General features: G+C 73.4%; 13 protein-coding genes. 7 read left to right on the top strand and 6 right to left on the bottom strand.

The features are described from left to right. Both QM626_RS05900 and QM626_RS05895 read right to left on the bottom strand, forming a co-directional pair. On the bottom strand, window positions 1-3,840 hold a 3,840-nt coding region (locus QM626_RS05900), incomplete at its 3' end, for a DEAD/DEAH box helicase (RefSeq protein ID WP_415074963.1). A gap of 77 nt (window positions 3,841-3,917) precedes the next feature. After that, window positions 3,918-4,949 carry an LLM class flavin-dependent oxidoreductase gene (locus QM626_RS05895; RefSeq protein ID WP_415074961.1) on the bottom strand — a complete coding sequence of 344 codons (1,032 nt, stop codon included), beginning with the start codon at window positions 4,947-4,949 and terminating at the stop codon, window positions 3,918-3,920. 154 nt (window positions 4,950-5,103) lie between these two features. On the opposite strand from QM626_RS05895, the gene QM626_RS05890 reads away from it, so the two are divergent. Then, window positions 5,104-6,087 carry a DMT family transporter gene (locus QM626_RS05890; protein ID WP_415074958.1) on the top strand — a complete coding sequence of 328 codons (984 nt, stop codon included), beginning with the start codon at window positions 5,104-5,106 and terminating at the stop codon, window positions 6,085-6,087. On the opposite strand, the gene QM626_RS05885 is transcribed toward QM626_RS05890, so the two are convergent. Next, window positions 6,051-6,419 (bottom strand): DUF427 domain-containing protein, encoded by a 369-nt coding sequence (locus QM626_RS05885; RefSeq protein WP_415074956.1) that lies wholly within the window; start codon window positions 6,417-6,419, stop codon window positions 6,051-6,053. The two genes, QM626_RS05890 and QM626_RS05885, sit on opposite strands and share 37 nt — an antisense overlap. A 229-nt stretch (window positions 6,420-6,648) precedes the next feature. Between QM626_RS05885 and QM626_RS05880 the strand changes: the two genes are divergently transcribed. Genes QM626_RS05880 through QM626_RS05865 form a run of 4 tightly spaced genes read left to right on the top strand, consistent with a single transcriptional unit; the run spans window position 6,649 to window position 11,669 of the window. Next, on the top strand, window positions 6,649-8,193 hold the full coding sequence (locus QM626_RS05880; protein WP_415074954.1) for an ABC transporter substrate-binding protein: 1,545 nt from the start codon (window positions 6,649-6,651) through the stop codon (window positions 8,191-8,193). Window positions 8,194-8,221: 28 nt separating this feature from the next. Then, window positions 8,222-9,259, top strand: a complete 1,038-nt coding sequence (locus QM626_RS05875; RefSeq protein ID WP_415074952.1) for an ABC transporter permease — start codon at window positions 8,222-8,224, stop codon at window positions 9,257-9,259. Next, complete coding sequence (locus tag QM626_RS05870) at window positions 9,256-10,152, top strand: ABC transporter permease (protein ID WP_415074950.1); 897 nt, start codon at window positions 9,256-9,258, stop codon at window positions 10,150-10,152. The genes QM626_RS05875 and QM626_RS05870 overlap by 4 nt, the downstream gene beginning before the upstream one ends. Beyond that, entirely contained in the window at window positions 10,149-11,669 is a 1,521-nt protein-coding gene (locus tag QM626_RS05865) for an ATP-binding cassette domain-containing protein (protein ID WP_415074948.1), read from the top strand. Before QM626_RS05870 ends, QM626_RS05865 begins: the two co-directional genes overlap by 4 nt. A gap of 3 nt (window positions 11,670-11,672) precedes the next feature. Here the strand turns inward: QM626_RS05865 and QM626_RS05860 are convergent, their stop codons facing one another. Then, a complete protein-coding gene (locus QM626_RS05860) occupies window positions 11,673-12,518 on the bottom strand; it encodes a DUF427 domain-containing protein (RefSeq protein WP_415074946.1) in 846 nt (281 codons plus the stop codon). Window positions 12,519-12,665: 147 nt separating this feature from the next. Between QM626_RS05860 and QM626_RS05855 the strand changes: the two genes are divergently transcribed. Both QM626_RS05855 and QM626_RS05850 read left to right on the top strand, forming a co-directional pair. Continuing rightward, window positions 12,666-13,982 (top strand): NtaA/DmoA family FMN-dependent monooxygenase, encoded by a 1,317-nt coding sequence (locus QM626_RS05855; protein WP_415074944.1) that lies wholly within the window; start codon window positions 12,666-12,668, stop codon window positions 13,980-13,982. Further along, window positions 13,979-15,295 (top strand): LLM class flavin-dependent oxidoreductase, encoded by a 1,317-nt coding sequence (locus QM626_RS05850; protein ID WP_415074942.1) that lies wholly within the window; start codon window positions 13,979-13,981, stop codon window positions 15,293-15,295. The genes QM626_RS05855 and QM626_RS05850 overlap by 4 nt, the downstream gene beginning before the upstream one ends. Window positions 15,296-15,310: 15 nt before the next feature. Here QM626_RS05850 and QM626_RS05845 read toward each other — a convergent pair whose 3' ends face one another. Together QM626_RS05845 and QM626_RS05840 are read right to left on the bottom strand one after the other, a co-directional pair. Then, on the bottom strand, window positions 15,311-16,345 hold the full coding sequence (locus QM626_RS05845) for an alanine racemase (protein ID WP_415074940.1): 1,035 nt from the start codon (window positions 16,343-16,345) through the stop codon (window positions 15,311-15,313). Next, window positions 16,342-16,847 (bottom strand): alanine racemase C-terminal domain-containing protein (locus QM626_RS05840; protein WP_415074937.1); only part of this gene is annotated, 506 nt, incomplete at its 5' end. The genes QM626_RS05840 and QM626_RS05845, both read right to left, overlap by 4 nt.

The following is a 16,847-nucleotide window of genomic DNA, read 5'->3' as shown; positions in this document are numbered from 1 at the left end:
CGCTCCGCGGAACACCCGTGCCCGCGGAGCGCGCCGCACGGCGCGGTGGGCCTGCGACCCGGCCGACAGCAGCCCCCGCACCGGGGCGAACGTGTCGTTGGTGACCCGGCCGGCCCACGCCAGCCGCCACAGCGCGTCGAGCACCGCCTGCTCGTTCTCGGCGCCGGTGGCCTCGCGCAGCTGCCCCGCGAAGTACGCGCCGCCGTGCGCGAGCGCGGCGAGCACCTGCGCGTCGAGCGACCCGGTCGCGATCTCGTCGTCGGGGGCGGGGAGCGTGAGGGATGCGGCATCCGCCGGGTGCAGGGCGATCCATCCGTCGCGTCCGGGCAGCGACCCGTGGCCGGACCACAGCACCTCGCCGGTCGCGGTCAGCTCGTCGAGCATCGCGGGCGTGTAGTCGCGCACCCGTCCGGGCAGGATCAGCGACTCCCACGCGCTCGCCGGGATCGGCACGCCGGCCAGCTGCTCGATCGCCGCGAGCACGCCGTCGATGCCGTCGAGCGGTCGCACCAGATGCTGCCAGTCCGGCAGGAACCGCGCGAACGCGTCGGGCGGCACCGGCTCCACGCTGCCGCGGATCGCGGCGAGCGAGCGCATCCGCAGCCGTCGCAGCACCTCGGCGTCGCACCACTCCGCCTCCTCCGGCCGGGCGGTGGCGGTCTCGGGCAGGAAATAGCCGCCGACCACGCGTCCGGCGGCCTCGAGACGCTGCAGGGCGTGGCGGGCGACCGCGACGCCGACCCCGAAGCGGGCGCCGACGGCATCCGCGGTGAACGGACCGTGCGTGCGGGCGAACCGGGCGACGAGATCGCCGAGCGGATCGGCGGCGGGCTCCAGGAACGCGGTCGGCAGTCCCACCGGGAGCGCGGCGCCCAGCGCGTCGCGCAGGCGCCCGGCGTCCTCGATCGCCGCGAGGCGCTCCTCGCCGGCCAGGTGCACACGGATCGCGCGGCGGGCGGTCACCAGCTCCTCGGCGAACGCGGCGGGTCGCGCGGCCGGGTCGCCCGACTCCAGCCGCGCCGCGATCTCCGTCACCGACAACGGCCCGAGCAGCCGCAGCAGGTCGGCGACCCCCTCGACGCCGCGCACCCGGCGCTCGGGGTCGAGCCGCTGCACCTCTCGCTCGTACTGCGCGATCACGTCCGGGTCGAGCAGCTCCCGCATCTCCACGGTCCCCAGCAGCTCGCTCAGCAGGGCCGGGTCGACCGACAGCGCCGCCGCCCGCCGCTCGGCCAGCGGCGAGTCGCCCTCGTACATGAACGCACCGACATATCCGAACAGCAGGTCGCGGGCGTACGGCGACGGCTGCGCGGTCGTGGTCTCGACGAGCCGGATGCGCCGGTCGGCGATGCGCCGGGCGATGTCGGTGAGCGCGGGCAGGTCGTAGACGTCCTGCAGCACCTCGCGCAGCGTCTCGAGGATGATCGGGAACGTCGGATGCCGCCGCGCCACCTCCAGCAGCTGCGCGGACCGCTGCCGCTGCTGCCACAGCGGGCTCCGACGGGACGGGTTGGTGCGCGGCATCAGCAGCGCCCGCGCCGCGCACTCCCGGAACCGCGAGGCGAACAGGGCCGACCCGCCGACCTCGGAGGTGACGATGCGCTCCAGCTCGTCGGCGTCGAAGACGAACAGCTCGGCGCCGGGCGGCTCCGCCTCGGCGTCCGGGATGCGGGCGATGATGCCGTCGTCGCTGGCGACCGCCGATCCCTCGACGCCGAGGCGCTCGCGGATGCGGGCGTTCACCGCCAGCGCCCACGGCGCGTGCACCTGCATGCCGTACGGGGAATGCAGGATGACCCGCCAGTCGCCCACCTCGTCGCGGGACCGCTCGACCGTCAGCATCCGGTCCGTCGGGATGGATCCGGTCGCCTCGCGCTGCTCGGCGAGGTAGGCCAGCAGGTTGCCCTGCGCGTTCGGGTCGAGGCCCGCCTCGGTGAGCCGGTCGTGCACGGTCTCGGGCGCCGCTGCCTGCACCTCGCGCGAGAACCGGCCCAGCGCCTCGCCCAGCTCGGCGGGCCGGCCGATGCCGTCGCCGTGCCAGAACGGCACCTTGCCCGGCACGCCGAAGGCCGGCACGACGTTGACGCGGTCGTGCGTGATCTCCACGATCCGCCAGCTCGTGGTGCCGAGCGTGAACACGTCGTTCACACGCGACTCGTAGACCATCTCCTCGTCGAGCTCGCCGACGCGGGCGTTCTGCGTCTCGCCCGCGACATACACCGCGAACAGGCCGCGGTCGGGGATCGTGCCGCCGCTCGTGACCGCGATCCGCTGCGCGCCGGGCCGCCCGGTCAGCGTGCCGTGATCGCGGTCCCACACCAGGCGCGGCCGCAGCTCGGCGAACTCGTCGGACGGGTAGCGGCCGGCCAGGAGGTCGAGGGTCGCCTCGTACGCCGAGCGCGGCAGGGCACGGAACGGCGCCGACCGGCGCACCTGCTCGTACCAGTCCTCGACCTCGATGGGTCCCCGCGCGCACGCGGCGACGGTCTGCTGCGCGAGGATGTCGAGGGGGTTGCGGGGGATGCGGATCGCCTCGATCGCGCCGGCCAGCATCCGCTCCGTCACCACCGCGGTGTGCAGCACGTCGCCACGGTGCTTCGGGAACAGCGCCGCGCGGCTCACCTCGCCGACCTGGTGCCCCGCCCGGCCGATGCGCTGCAGCCCGGAGGCCGCCGACGGCGGCGCCTCCACCTGGATCACGAGGTCGACCGCGCCCATGTCGATGCCGAGCTCGAGGCTGCTCGTGGCGACGACGCACCGCAGCAGGCCCGACTTCAGCTCCTCCTCGACCTGCGCGCGCTGCTCCTTCGACACCGAGCCGTGGTGCGCCTTGGCGAGCACGGCGTCGGAGGAGCCCACGCGCTCGCCGTGGATCTCGTTCAGCCGCGCCGTCAGGCGCTCTGCGAGCCGGCGCGAGTTGGCGAACACGATGGTGGACCGGTGGGCCAGGATGCGGTCCACGATCGCCTCCTCGACGTGCGGCCACAGCGACCCGGTGACCTCGGTCGCGTCCTGCCCCGCGCCGGCCTCGAACCACTCGCCGTCCGCGTCGGGATCCGCGCGTCCGGGCGGGGGCGGGGGGTGCTGCATGTCGTCGACCGGCACGACGACGCTCAGCTCGAACGTCTTCGAGGCTCGCGGTGCGACGATCTCGACCGGTGCCGCGCCGCCGAGGAACCGGGCGACCTCGTCGATCGGGCGCACCGTCGCCGACAGGCCGATGCGCTGCGCGGGCTTCTCGAGCAGCGCGTCGAGCCGTTCCAGGCTCACCGCCAGGTGCGCGCCCCGCTTGGTCGCGGCGACCGCATGCACCTCGTCGACGATGACGGTGTGCACCTCGCGCAGCGTCTGCGCGGCCTGGCTGGTGAGCATCAGGTACAGCGACTCGGGGGTCGTGATGAGGATGTCCGGCGGATCGGTCAGCAGTCTCCGCCGGTCGGCCGCCGGGGTGTCGCCGGACCGGACCCCCACGGTGACGCCGGGCGCCGGCAGGCCGAGGCGCCGCGCGGACTGGCCGATGCCCACCAGCGGTGAGCGGAGGTTGCGCTCGACGTCGACGCCGAGCGCCTTCAGCGGCGACACGTACAGGATGCGGGTGCGCGCCGGCGCCTCCTTCCCCCGTGGCGGGGCCTCGGCATCCGTCCCCGCCCGATCCCGGAAGACTCGGTCGATCGCCCAGAGGAACGCCGACAGCGTCTTGCCCGAGCCGGTCGGGGCCACCACGAGCGCGTGCCTGCCGCGCGAGATCGCCTCCCATGCTCCGGCCTGCGCCGGGGTGGGGGCCTGGAACGCGCCGCGGAACCAGTCCTGCGTGGCAGGGGAGAACCGGTCGAGAGGCACCGGACCATCATCCCCGTTCCCGCCGACACCGGGGCGGGGTTGCGTGCTCGGCTACGCGGGCCGCGCGCCCGTCCCGCTCACACCGTCGCCGTCGCCGGGGCCCACCCCAGCGCCGGGGCGACCTCGGTGACGAACAGCGCGACGGCGTCCTCGCGCTGCGCCAGGCTGTCGTACAGCCCGTCGACCTGCAGCTGCAGGTGCGTCGTGTAGCGGAAGGCGGGATGCCGCGCGATCGAGTCCGCGATCTGCCCGGCCGAGCCGTAGTGGATGTTGAGCGTCGCGGCGATCTCCTCGAGCGTCGTCGACGGCGCGAGGAAGCCCTTCGCCCATTCCCACTTGCGGCGGATGCCGCGTTCCGCGAGCCGCAGGGCGGTGGCGCGGTCCGCGGCGGGGAAGATCCAGGTCGACACCCCCACGCGGGCGGTGGCGCCTTCGGCGAGACCACGGTGGTATGCGGCGGCCGACACCTCCGCCGGCACCACCTGCGTCGTGCCGAGCAGCACGCCCTCGCCGCGCGCGCCCGCCTCGAAGGCGCTGCGCTCGGTGAGGGTCGCCTGCCAGATGCGTCCGGCCAGCTCCGGGCTCGCCGGTGCGAGCAGATCGCCCTGCTCGTTCAGCGGGCGGCCGCGCAGCGCGTCGGCGACCGCGTCGACGGCGGCGAGGTACGCGGCCCGGCGGTCGCTCTGGTCCTCGACGTACGACGCGCCGAGCGCCCCGGCGAGAGCGGGGAAACCGCCGTTGGCGAGCCCCAGCTCGACGCGGCCGTCGCTGAGCAGGTCGAGGACGGCGGCGTCCTCCGCGACGCGGAGCGGCCGCTCCAGCGGCAGCGTCACGGCGGCGGTGCCCAGCCGGATCCGTGAGGTGCGGGCCGCCAGGTGGGAGAGGAAGACGAACGGCGACGGCAGTCCACCGCGGTTGCGGTTGCCGGGGTTGCGGAGGTGGAACTGCCTGACCCAGGCGTATTCGACGCCGACACGCTCGGCGACCGTGAACAGCTCGAGGAAGTCGCGGTAGACCGCGCCGAGCTCGTCGGCCTCGTCGGCGATGTGGGCGAACAGTCCGACATGGAGCGGCGTCGTGACGATGCGGTCCACGGGGTCCAAGGCCATGAGGACGACCGTAGGAGCCGGTCCCCGCAGCACCCGGCCGCCCCTGTAATATGCGGACACGCGACGGTCATGCTCCGACACAGAGACGCCGCTCGACGGCGCCGACGGTGTGTGCTCTGTGTGAGGAGGTGTTCGTGCCGATGAGCGCGGTGTCATGACGGAGGTGAGCCGGCCCTGGCTGCCGTCGGCCGCGGTCGCCGTCTCGGTCGTGCTGTGGTCGACCGCGTACGGACTCAGCGCCGTGGTGCTCGTGACCGCCTCGCCCGCCGTGGTCGCCGAACTGCGCCTGCTCCTCGCGGTGCCGCCGCTGGTCGCTCTGATCGCCCTGCGGCGCGGGGCCGGCGGGCTCGTCGCACTGGGGCGGGCGCTCGCGCGCCCGACGACGGTCCTGTTCGGTCTCACCGGCGTCTCGTTGTTCTACCTGCCGAGCAATCTCGGGCTCGCGCTGTCGACCGCCGGCACCGCCTCGCTGATGTCGGCGTCGCTGCCGGTGTTCACGGCCCTGCTGGCCTGGCTCCTGCTCGGTGAGCGGGTGACCCCCCGGATGCTCCTCGGCTTCTCCTTGACTGTCGTGGGCGTGGTGGCGGGGTCCGTCGGCTCCGCGCAGTTCGGGCTCGGTGCGCTGCTGCTGGTGGGCGGTCTGCTCTCGTACGCGGTCTACACCGTGCTCCTGCGCCGGGTCGGTTCCCGGCATCCGGCCGCCGGCGTCGTCGCCGACCCGGTCGTCCTCGCCACCGCGACGGCGCTGTGGGGCGCCGCGCTGCTGCTGCCGTGGCTGGGGTGGGAAGCCGCGGCCGGCATCGCGGCGTGGCCCGCCGGCGGCGCCGGCTGGGCGAGCATCCTCTTCCTCGCGGTGATCGTCACCGGGCCGACCATGGCGCTGTTCAGCTACGGCGCCGAGCGCGTGCCCGCGGCCGTCGCGGGCACCGCGACCGGGGCCGTGCCCGCGCTCGGCTACGCGTTCGCGGTCCTGCTGGGCGAGCCGGTCGAGGCGATCAAGGTCGCGGGCAGCGCCCTGGCCCTGGCCGGGATCGTCGTGGCCGTGCTCGCACCCGCGCCGCGGGCGGCGGATGCGCAGCCGGTCTCAGATCTCCGCGGCGCTCAGCCCACGGCCTCCACGAGAAGCTTCTCGTCGTAGAACGCGATGCGTCCTCGGATGCCGGCGACGCTGTCGAAGGCTGCCGGATACGACCAGGCGACGGGATCTGCCGGGCTCTCGGGGAGCGCCCAGTAGTCGGAGGCGGTGCCCTTCCAGGGGCAGAAGCTCGACCGGTCCAGCGGCGTCAGCGCGTCCAGACGGACGTCCTCCCGCGGCAGGTAGTACCGGTCCAGATGATCGCGTTCGCGGAGCACCACGGCCCGGTCCGAGGTGGCGAGCACCAGCTCGCCGCGTCGGACGGTCACGCGGCCGGGGAAGGGCTCCACCCGGATGAGCCCGTCGGGGGTCTGGCGTTCCTGGATCTCCGGCATGGTGTTCCTCTCGTTCCGGCGGATGCGGTCATCCCGATCATGCGCCGGGTCCGTCGTCCCCGGGCATGCGCTACGACCTGTGACCGCCTGTGACGGCATGTGTCGGCGCGTGTTGGCGGGCGGGTGAGAGGGCGGCGACGGTAACGGGATCGGCCCCGAAGCCGCTGCATCTCGACGTCCTGATGTCCCTCACCCGAACGCGCCACGGCGCGGAGACGGAGCACCGCACATGTCCATCTTCCTTCCCTCGCGCACGCCGCGGCTCGCGCTCGCCGCCACGGTCGTGGTCGCGCTCGCCGCGCTCGCCGGCTGCAGCGACGGCACGCAGGCGGCCACGGCCGGCGATGCCGACGGCGGCACGTACGTGTTCGGCGTGGCCGAGCCGGACGGCAACATCACGCCGCAGACCGCCTCCGCGGCAGCCGCCCAGATCATCGTCAGCCTCGCGAACGCCTCGTTGATCGAGGTGACCAGCGACGGCACGCTCCTGCCGCAGCTCGCGACCGGCTGGGAGGCCTCCTCGGACGGCCTGACCTGGACCGTCCAGCTGCGGGAGGGCGCCGAGTTCAGCGATGGCAGCGCGATCACGACGCAGGACGTCGTCGAGAGCTTCGACTCGATCATCGCGGACGACAGCCAGTCGCCCGCCAAGAGCAGCTTCTCCGGCATCCTGGACTCCGTCGCGGCCGGTTCCGACGACAGCTCGGTGGTGTTCACCCTCGACCGCGCCTACTCGGACTTCCCGTACCTGCTCGCCGGCACCGACACCTACATCCTGCCCGCCGGCGTGGACGACACGAACTGGCTGCAGGACCCGGTCGGCGCCGGGCAGTTCGTCCTCCAGAGCTACACCGCCGGGCAGGGCGTGGTCTACACGAGGAACCCGAACTACTGGGACGCCGACAACGTCCTGCTCGACGGCGTCGAGATCAAGTTCTACGCCGACACGCAGTCGCAGCTGCTCGCGTTCCAGAGCGGCGAGATCGACTCGATCAGCGCCTCCACGGAGGTCACCGCCGCGCTGGACACCTCCGACTACCGTGAGGTCCAGTCCGGGTACGTCAAGTTCGACGGCCTCACCTTCAACGTGGACCAGGCTCCGTTCGACGACGCGGACGTGCGCGAGGCGGTCGCCTGGGCGCTCGACCGCGACGCGATCGTCGACACCGTCTACGGGGGCAACGGGGTCGTCGCCAACGACGTCCCGTACTTCCCGGACTACGGCATCCAGCCGGAGGGGCTGACCCAGCGCTCCCAGGATCTCGACAAGGTCGCGGAGCTGCTGGACGGTCGGACCGTCAGCTTCACCCTCACGACCTACGAGGGGGAGCAGACGTACGCGGAGCTGATCCAGCAGCAGCTGGAGGCGACCGGGTACTTCACCGTGGACCTCGACATCCTCACGGAGGCGGAGTACTACGCCGACGGCGACAGCACGCCCTGGCTCAACGCGGCCGTGACGATCACCGACTGGGCCGAGCGGCTGCCGAGCCAGTACGTCGGCCTGATCTACAGCTCGACCAGCTCGTGGAACGCCTCGCACTATGCGAACCCGACGCTGGAGGACCTCAGCGCACAGTTCGACGCGACCACCGACGCCGACGAGCAGCAGAGCCTGACGGACCAGATCGCCGAGATCGAATGGACCGACGTCCCCGTCGTCATCGCCGCCTTCCAGGAGTCGGACACCCTGCTCAGCCTCAGCGTGCAGGGCGACTTCCAGAGCTCGCGGGCGTGGAGCCAGGACTACCGAGGAATCACGGTCAGCGACTGACCGGCATCCGATCGACGCAGGCGACACGGTGACCTCGACGACCCCGCGCGCGGACGCGCTCAGCGCCCGCCGTGGGGTCGGCGTGCCCGCCGGACGGCGCGCCCGGGTGCTGCGCCTGCTCACGAGACGTGTCGTGCAGATCCCGGTCATCCTGCTGCTGGTGTCGATCCTGACGTTCTGGCTCATCCAGATCGTGCCCGGCGACCCGGGACGCAACGCCCTCGGCCCCTACGCCACCCTGGAACAGGTGCAGGCATGGGACGCCGATCACGGTCTGACCGGATCGTTCCTCAGCCGGTACCTGAGCTGGCTGGGCGGCTTCGTCACCGGGAACTGGGGCGACAGCTTCCTCTACCTCGTCCCGGCGCGCGAGTTCATCCTCGCCCGGCTGGTCAACTCGCTGCTGCTGGGCCTCTACGCCTTCGTGCTGATGGTGCCGATCTCGATCGTGCTCGGGGCGGTGCAGGCGTATCGAGCGGGCAGACGCAGCGACCGGGCGATCACGATCACGCTCATGGCGCTCTCGGCGATGCCCGAGTTCGTCATCGGCGTGCTCCTGCTCGTGCTCTTCGCGGTCGTCTTCCCGCTCGTCCCGGTGCAGGCGGCGAGCGCCCTCTCCGGCGGCTTCGGCGACCAGCTGGCGGTCATGACGCTGCCGGCGATCACACTGGCGATCGCCTACCTCGCCGTGCTGACCCGGATGGTCCGCACGGGGACCGCGTCGGCCATCACAGCGCATTACCACCGCACGGCCGTGCTCAAGGGCCTGGGCCGGTGGCAGGTGCTGCGCCGGCACGTCGTCCGCAACGCGCTCGTTCCCACGCTCTCGCTGCTGGGCATCTACCTCGGCGGCCTGCTCGGGGGAAGCGCCATCGTGGAGACCCTGTTCAGCTATCCGGGTCTCGGCGCCGCGATCGTCAAGGCGACGTCGGGCAAGGACGTCGTGCTGCTGACCGACGGCATCATGGTCACCGGGCTCGTCTCCCTGCTCGCCCTGCTGCTCACCGACATCGGCCTGATCCTGATGGACCCGCGGATCCGCTTCGAGTCGGGAGACGAACGATGACCGCCACCGTGCCGGCCGGCGCCGTCACCGCCGAGACGCTCATCGAGCAGCTCGGCGTCGACCACCCTCACCGCCGCCTCACCGCGCGCGGGCGGACGCTCGCGCTGCTGCGGCGTCCGACGTTCGTGATCAGCGCGATCATCCTCCTGTGCTGGGTGATCGCGGCCGCCGGCTGGCCGCTCGTCGGGCTCGACCCCTACGGCAAGGCGGGTGCGCTGCTCTCGCCGCCGAGCCTGGAGCACCTGTTCGGCACCGACTACCTGGGCCGGGACGTGCTGGCGCGCGTCGTCGCGGGCGCCGACAGCGCGCTGCTGGTCGGCCCGCTGGGCTCCGTCATCGCCACGGTCCTGGGCGCCGCGCTCGGACTCGTCGCGGGCTACTACCGGGGCATCACCGACACGCTCTTCATGCGGGCCTTCGACGTGCTCGCCGTGCTGCCGCCCCTCATCTTCATCATCGTGCTGGTCGGGGCGTTCGGCGTGTCCACGCCCGCGCTCATCCTCGTCGTCGGCATCGTCTTCACCCCGGGCATCGCCCGCATCATCCGCGCCACGACGCTCGCCGAGATGGGCAAGAACTACGTCACCTCGGCCAGGCTGCAGGGCGAGCGCGGGCCGGTCATCATCGTGCGGGAGCTGCTGCCGAACGTCCTGCCGACGATCATCATCCAGGCCACCCTGAGCCTGGCCGCGGCGATCTTCATGACCGCGTCGCTGAGCTTCCTCGGGCTCGGCTCGCAGCCGCCGTCGCCGGACTGGGGCCTGGCCATCAGCGACAACCGGGTCTACATCCAGAGCGCCTGGTGGACGGTGGTCTTCCCCGCACTGGCGGTGGCCTCCGTCATCGTGTCGACCCATCTGGTCGCCGACAACATCAAGGAGGTCTCCGAGTGAGCGAGCCGCTCGTCGCCGTCGACCGTCTCACCGTCGCGTACCGGGGCCGGCCCGCCGTCCGCGACGTCTCCTTCACCATCGCCGCCGGCGAGTCCTACGGCCTGGTCGGGGAGTCCGGCTCCGGCAAGAGCACCATCGCCCTCGCCCTCACCCGGTACCTGCCGCCGGATGCGGCGCTCCGGGCGGACCGGCTCACGGTCGCCGGTGCCGCCGTGCTGGGCTTGGACCGTGCCGCGCTGCGCGCCTACCGCGCCGACACGCTCGGGGTCGTCTACCAGGAGCCGGGGCTCGCCCTCAACCCGACGATGCCGGTCGGCGAGCAGGTCGCCGAGGTGCTCCGCCTGCACGGCGCCGACCGCCGCGCCGCCCGGGCGGGCGTCCGCCGGGCGTTCGAGCGCGTCCGGTTGCCGCAGCCCGGCGCGATCGCCGGACGCTTCCCGCACGAGCTCTCCGGCGGCCAGCAGCAGCGCGTCGTCATCGCCACGGCGCTGGCGGCCCGTCCGAAGCTGCTCATCCTCGACGAGCCGACCACCGGGCTCGACAGCAAGATCGAGACCGAGATCATGACCCTGATCGACGAGCTGCGCCGCGAGCTCGGGTTCGCGACCCTGCTCATCAGCCACAACCTGCCGCTCGTCGCCGCCCACTGCCATCGCCTCGGCGTGCTGCGCTCCGGTGTCCTGGTCGAGGAGGGCGCCGCCGCCGACGTGCTCGGCGCCCCCCGGCAGGAGTACACCCGGGCGCTCGTGGCCGCCCAGCCCTCGTTGAGCGCCCCGGCGCCGCCCCCGCCGGTCGCGGCCGCGCCTCTCGTCGTGGTCGAGGGCCTGCGCAAGCGCTATCAGCGCCACCTGGCCCTCGACGAGGTCAGCCTCAGCATCCGCCGCGGCGAGGTGCTCGGCATCGTCGGCGAGTCCGGATCGGGCAAGTCGACCCTGGGCCGCTGCCTCGCCGGGATCACCGGTTTCGAGGGCGCCGTCCGCATCGACGTCCCCGAGGCGCTCGGCCGGCGTCCTCCGGTGCAGATGGTCTTCCAGAACCCGGACGCCTCGCTGAACCCCCGTCACTCGGTGCGGAAGGTGCTCGCCCGCTCGATCCGGTTGCTCCACGGCGAGCTGAGCGTCGCGGAGCTCGCGGCCAGCGTCGGCCTCGCGCCGGAGCTCCTCGACGCGTTGCCGGCGCAGCTCTCGGGCGGGCAGAAGCAGCGCGTCGCGATCGCGCGGGCCTTCGCCGGACGGGTGCCCCTCGTCGTCTGCGACGAGCCGACGTCCGCGCTGGACGTGTCGATCCAGGCTCGCATCATCGAGCTGCTCCGAGGCCTCCAGCAGCGCACCGGGGTCAGCTACCTGTTCATCTCGCACGACCTGGCCGTGGTCCGCCAGCTCGCGCATCGCATCGGAGTGCTCTATGAGGGCCGCCTCGTCGAGCTCAAGGATGCCGAGGAGCTCTTCGCGCGCCCCGAGCATCCGTACACCCGGGAGCTCGTCGCGGCCGCCCGCGCGCTGCGGCAGGCCGCCTGAGCGCTACGCCCACCCGCTTCGCGCGTCGCGGAAGGGGGCGCCGTCGACGACGAGCTCGACCCGCTCGTTGTAGAAGGCGATGCGGCCGGCGATCCCGGCGACCTGGGGGAACGGCGCCGAGTACGACCAGGCGATCTCCTCGCGGCCGCCGGCGGCGCGCCAGTAGCGATCCGCCTCGCCCTTGTACGGGCAGGTGGTGCTCAGCTCGAGCGGCTCCAACGCGGCGAGGTCGACGTCCGCCTCCGGCAGGTAGAAGCGCGTGGGCAGCCCGTTCTCGAACAGCAGCAGCGGGGCGTGCGAGTCGGCGAGCCGGCGATCGCGGTAGCGGACCTCGACGTGGCGGCTGCTCGCGATGACGTCGACCCGGTTGGCGGGGTCGCGCGGATGCGTGATGACGTGCTCGTCCTCCTCGTACCAGGCGTCGAGCACGTCCGGGTACCAGCTGAGCGAGAGGTAGCCCTCCAGACCCGGGACGTTCCACCGCCAGCCGGCGCCGGGGATCCGCCGGTCTCCGACCGTCAGGTCGAACCACTGCACGTGATCGCTCCGCGGGCGCCAGAACGCCCGAGTCCGCTCCGGGCGCCCCGGCGCCGGTTCGAGCAGATCCACCCGGACGTGCTCCTGCGGAAAGGCGTACTCCGGCACCTTCGCCCCCGGCTCCCAGATCAGGAGCTGATGCCGGCTGTCGACGACGGCGGTCTCACCGACCACGCCGCGCACCCAGCGGCTGCTGGGCTCGAACGTGAACCGCGTCGGATACGCGGGGAAGCGCCGCGCCAGCAGCGGCGACTCGACGGGCCGGGCCGGGACGGCGGTGTCCGCCGGTCCGGCGAAGGAGGGAAGCGTCACGCTGGCACGATACGCGCCGCGCCGCCGCGACGGCACATGTGTCCTCCCGTTGCCGCATGTTGCGGCGCGTTGCGCCGGTCTGCGCGTCCCGTCGTCCGGCCCGAGGGAGGTGCGCGAGGGTGGGCTCACCCCCGAGAGGAACCCGCCATGCCGCAGCACGCCCATTTCACGGCTTTCCTGACCGGAGTCGGCTATCACGAGTCGGCATGGCTGTTCGCCGATCCGGCCGATCTCGATCCGATCGCGCATGTGCGCGTGCTCACCGAGGCGACGCGCACCGCCGAGCGTGGACTGCTCGACGCGGTGTTCTTCGCCGACTCGCCGGGACTGGAGATCTTCCGCGCCGGCTACTTCCCGCAGGTCGGGTTCGACCCGCTCGAGCTCGTCGCGGCGCTCGCCGCGGGCACGACCCGCATCGGCCTCGTCGCCACCGCCTCCACCACCTACGGCACGCCGTACGACCTCGCCCGGCGGCTGGCGACGATCGACTTCGTCTCCGGCGGCCGCGCCGGCTGGAACATCGTCACGACCCGGTATGCCGGGGCGGCGGGGAACTTCGGCCTGGCGAGCCATCCGGAGCACGACGAGCGCTACGCGCGGGCGGACGAGTTCGTGGAGGTCGCTCGGCGCCTCTGGGACAGCTGGGACGCGGACGCCGTCGTCCACGACCGGACGGCGCGGCGTTGGGCGGACACGGCGAGGATCCGCCCCGTCGACTTCCACGGCCGGTTCTTCGACGTCGCCGGCGCGCTCACCCTGCCGCGCTCGCCGCAGGGGCGCCCCGCCCTCGCGCAGGCCGGCTCCTCCGGAGCGGGCATCGCCCTGGCGGGGCGGCACGCCGATCTCGTCTTCACCGCCCAGCCCGACCCGGTGTCGGCGCGCGCGTTCCGCGATCGGGTGCGGGCGGCGGTCCGCGACCACGGCCGGGAGGCCGACGACGTCCTCGTGCTCCCCGGCGTCGCGTTCGTGATCGGCTCGACCGAGGCGGAGGCCCGCGCGAAGCGGGCTGCGCTCGAGGACGCCGTCGACCCCGAGTTCCGCTGGCGCAACCTCGCGCACAACGCGGGGCTCGACCAGGACCGCATCGATCCCGATCGCCCGCTCGGCGAGGAGGTCATCGCCGCGGCCGAGCGCAGCAGCCGCACCGACGAGGTCGCCCGCCGCAGCCGTGAGACCGGCCGGACCTTCCGCGAGATCGCGGACGAGCTGACCGGCCTGCCCGGCGGGCTCGAGTTCACGGGGACGCCGGAGCAGTTCGCCGACCTCGTCGAGCACTGGCTCGAAACCGGCGCGAGCGACGGTTTCACGCTGCAGCCGACGACGCTGCCCGACTCGCTCGAGCTCTTCGTCGACCACGTCGTGCCGATCCTGCAGCGGCGGGGGCTGCATCGCACCGAGTACACCACGACGACCCTGCGCGGGCACCTTCTCGGCGAGCGCCGGACCGCCGGGGTGCCGGCATGAGCGGGCGTTCGCTGCGGTTCGCGCTCGGTCTGTTCTACCCGGGCGGGGAGCACGTCAGCAGCTGGCGGCTCCCCGGTGCGCAGCCGGAGCGGTTCCTCGACGCCGGCTACTACCGCGACCTCGCCCGCACCGCGGAGCGGGGCGGCTTCGCGGCGATCTTCCTCGCCGACGAGCTGTACGTGTGGGACCGCTTCGTCTCCGGCGTCGAGAACACCGTCAACTCCCGGCTCGAGCCGTTCACCCTGCTCGGCGCGCTCTCCCAGGTGACCGAGCGCATCGGCCTGGTGGCCACCCTCTCGACCTCGTACAACGAGCCCTACCACGTCGCCCGCAAGCTCGCGTCGCTCGACCACCTGTCGCGCGGCCGCGCCGGCTGGAACCTCGTGACGAGCGCCTCCGACGAGGAGGCGAGGAACTTCGGCCGCGACGCCCACTACGACCACGGCGTCCGCTACCGGCGGGGACGCGAGTTCGTCGACGTCGTCGACGCGCTGCTGGCCAGCTGGGATGCCGACGCGGTCGTCGCGGACAAGACGACCGGCGTCTACTCGCCGCGGGACCGCATCCACCCGATCGACCACCGCGGCGAGTTCTTCGCGGTGCGCGGGCCGCTGAACATCGCCCGCCCGCCGCAGGGTCGTCCGGTGCTGTTCCAGGCCGGTGCGTCCGAGGCGGGCAGGACCCTCGCGGCCGCGACGGCCGACGCGGTGTTCACCGTCAGCGGTCCGTCGTTGGCGTCGGCGCAGGAGCTGTACGCGGACTACAAGGCGCGCGCGGCGGGCAACGGCCGGGATCCCGGTTCGCTCGTCGTGCTGCCCGCGCTGGCGCCCGTGCTCGGCTCGACCGAGGCCGAGGCGCGGGCGAACGCCGCCGAGATCCTCGAGCTCACGCCGGATCGCGTCGCCCTCGACCTCCTCTCCCACCGGATCGGCACGGATCTGTCCGAGCGCGACCTCGACGCCGCGTTCGACTTCGACTGGGCCGAGACCGGCAGCTTCAACCAGTCGCAGACCGGATACGCGCTGCTCCGCCGTCTCGTCGAGGAGACACCGGGCATCACGCTGCGCGAGCTGTACCGCGCGGTCGTCGGACGCGGTTTCCTGGTGGGCACCCCCGAGCAGGTCGCCGACTGGATCGAGGAGCGCTTCACGCGCCGTGCCGCGGACGGGTTCGTCCTGATGACGCCGTCGCTGCCGCGCGGGCTGGACGACTTCGTCGACCACGTCGTCCCCGAGCTGTCCCGCCGTGGCCGGTACGACCCCGAGCACACCGGTGCGACGCTGCGGGAGAACCTCGTGGGCGACCCCGCCTGACCCTCCTCGTCCCGGTTACACGTATTCGCGGGGGATGAGCGGCGAGACCCGCACCAGGATCTCCTCGCCCACGGTTCCGATGGCCTCGGCCAGCGTCGTCGGGGACTGCTCGCCGAGCGCGCCGGGGCCGAACACGGCCACCTCGTCGCCGACCGCGGCACCCGGCCACGCGGCGACCGTCAGCGAGGTGTCGCCCACCTCGAGCAGCGCCCGCGGCCCCGCCGGCGTGCCGACCGACACCCGGCCGCCGAGGATCGATGGCAGGCCGTCGAGGGCGCCGACGCCGACCTCGACCGTCTCGGCCCCCGCCTGGACGACCGCGGCGAGCAGGGTGGATGCCGAGACCACCCCGGGCAGGTCCGGCCCGTCGGTGGAGCGGACGCCGTAGCCGAAGGCGCCGAAGCGCACCAGGTCGAAGCGGAACTCCGGCCGTGCGTAGCCGGCAGCGCTCGCCGCGAGATGCAGCACCTCCGGCGCCAGGCCCGCCGCCCGCGCGACGGCGACGGCGTCCAGGAACTCGGTCCGCGCCTGGTCGTCGGCCTCGTCGCTCGTCTCGGCGATGTGGCTCCAGACGCCGGCGACGCGGATGTCGCCGCCGCGCTCCAGCTCGGCGGCACGGGCGACGAACCCGGCCCACGCCTCGGGACGCACGCCGTTGCGGTGCAGGCCGGTGTCGATCTTCAGGTGCACCGGCACGCCGCGTCCGCCCGACACGATGGCGATGCGCTCCAGGTAGTCGGCGTCGCCGACACCCAGCTCGATGCCGGCATCGATCGCCCGCGCGATCTCCTCGCTGCGCACCGTGACCCACGAGAACACCCGCGCCGTCTCGTCCGCGGCGGCTCGCGCCCGCACCCCGGTGGGCACGTCGAAGGCGCCGAACCATCGCACCCCGTGCGCGCTCGCGGCGGACACGATCCGCTCGACCCCGTGCGCGTACGCGTCGTTCTTGACGACCTGCATGTACTGGGCCGGGGCGATCCGCTCCCGCACCGCGTCGATGTTCGCGAGCACCCGCCCCAGGTCGACCCGCAGCCGCGCCCCGATCATGCGTCCAGCTCCCGCGGCAGGCGCAGGCCCAGTGCGCACACCAGCTCGGTGCCCCGCAGCCCGCTCGCCGCCTCCCACTCCGCCAGCGCGTCGCGGGCCGGTCCGGTGCCCCCGAAGTAGACGACCTCGTCGTCCGCGGCGATCGGGGCGGCGGCGACGTCGACGACGCAGACGTCCATGGCGACCCGGCCGACGATCGGATGCCGCCGGCCCCCGATCTCGACCTGCACCCGGTTGCCGAGGGAGCGGGCGACGCCCTGCCCGAACCCGCCGGAGACCAGCGCGATGCGGGTGTCGCGCGCGGCGACGTGCGTGGCGTTGTACGAGACGCCCTCCCCGGCGCGCAGCGGCTTGAGCGAGAGCACCGAGCCCGCCAGCCGCATCACCGGCTCGCCGCCCGACCCCGGCAGCCCGAACAGGTCGCGCGGGGCGGCGTCCGGCGCGGCATCGGCCGCGGTCAGCCCGGTGCCGGCCAGCAGCGCCGGGTCGTCCACGACGGCGG

Origin of the sequence: Microbacterium sp. (assembly GCF_047606385.1) — a bacterium.
In the GTDB taxonomy this organism is placed as follows: Bacteria; Actinomycetota; Actinomycetes; order Actinomycetales; family Microbacteriaceae; genus Microbacterium.
Note: the sequence above shows the minus strand (reverse complement) of the source record. Positions and strands in the feature narration are given on the sequence as shown.

Bases quoted from the DNA above. Each gene is read 5' to 3' on its own strand.
- QM626_RS05895 (WP_415074961.1), bottom strand. From the start codon at position 4,949: ATGGCCTTGGACCCCGTGGACCGCATCGTCACGACGCCGCTCCATGTC.
- QM626_RS05890 (WP_415074958.1), top strand. From the start codon at position 5,104: ATGACGGAGGTGAGCCGGCCCTGGCTGCCGTCGGCCGCGGTCGCCGTC.
- QM626_RS05885 (WP_415074956.1), bottom strand. From the start codon at position 6,419: ATGCCGGAGATCCAGGAACGCCAGACCCCCGACGGGCTCATCCGGGTG.
- QM626_RS05880 (WP_415074954.1), top strand. From the start codon at position 6,649: ATGTCCATCTTCCTTCCCTCGCGCACGCCGCGGCTCGCGCTCGCCGCC.
- QM626_RS05870 (WP_415074950.1), top strand. From the start codon at position 9,256: ATGACCGCCACCGTGCCGGCCGGCGCCGTCACCGCCGAGACGCTCATC.
- QM626_RS05855 (WP_415074944.1), top strand. From the start codon at position 12,666: ATGCCGCAGCACGCCCATTTCACGGCTTTCCTGACCGGAGTCGGCTAT.
- QM626_RS05850 (WP_415074942.1), top strand. From the start codon at position 13,979: ATGAGCGGGCGTTCGCTGCGGTTCGCGCTCGGTCTGTTCTACCCGGGC.
- QM626_RS05845 (WP_415074940.1), bottom strand. From the start codon at position 16,345: ATGATCGGGGCGCGGCTGCGGGTCGACCTGGGGCGGGTGCTCGCGAAC.